The sequence below is a fragment of the Klebsiella sp. K47 genome (assembly GCF_051858335.1).
In the GTDB taxonomy this organism is placed as follows: Bacteria; Pseudomonadota; Gammaproteobacteria; order Enterobacterales; family Enterobacteriaceae; genus Klebsiella; species Klebsiella pneumoniae.
The window spans coordinates 1-509 of record NZ_JBPYUI010000096.1 but is presented as its reverse complement, the minus strand read 5'-3'; the positions used below and the strand labels follow the sequence as shown (position 1 = coordinate 509).

Here is a 509-nt window from a genome sequence, read left to right as displayed (position 1 = left end):
GCGCTATCGGCGCGCAGAAGCCCTTCAACGGAGAACTCAGCAAACAAGTCCTCATCACTGTTCAGAAGACACCGCGATATTTCCTGCTCAATATTGACCAGGAGAGGACGCAGGGTATGAGTCAGGAACAGCATGTTCATCCCTTCAAGACTCGAAGCCCAGCTGGATTGTTTTGTCGTATGGCCGACCATAAATGGCGGTACACGAAACCAGCGACAAATTTCCTCAATACTGAATGAACGGCTTTCAAGGAGTTGCGCGGCCTCCGGGTTCATAGTGACATTCTGGTAAGTCAGTTCATTTTCCAGAACCATCAGTTTCCCGGCGTTTTTAGAACCAATAAAAGACTGAAGGTTTTGACGCAATCTTTCTCGCTGTTCCTTATTAAGCGCCGTTTTTGAAGACAGGAAACCAGTACTTTGTAGGCCATTTTCGAAGATTTTTGCCGCGGCTTCATCAACCGACATAGCAGCGCCGAAAACGTCAACCCCGGCCATTGTCGGCATCAT

The 509-nt window shown here is 48.5% G+C and carries 1 protein-coding gene; it reads right to left on the bottom strand.

The window, feature by feature from the left end:
* Positions 1–509 (bottom strand): phage portal protein (locus RRF55_RS27235; RefSeq protein ID WP_125322128.1); only part of this gene is annotated, 509 nt, incomplete at both ends.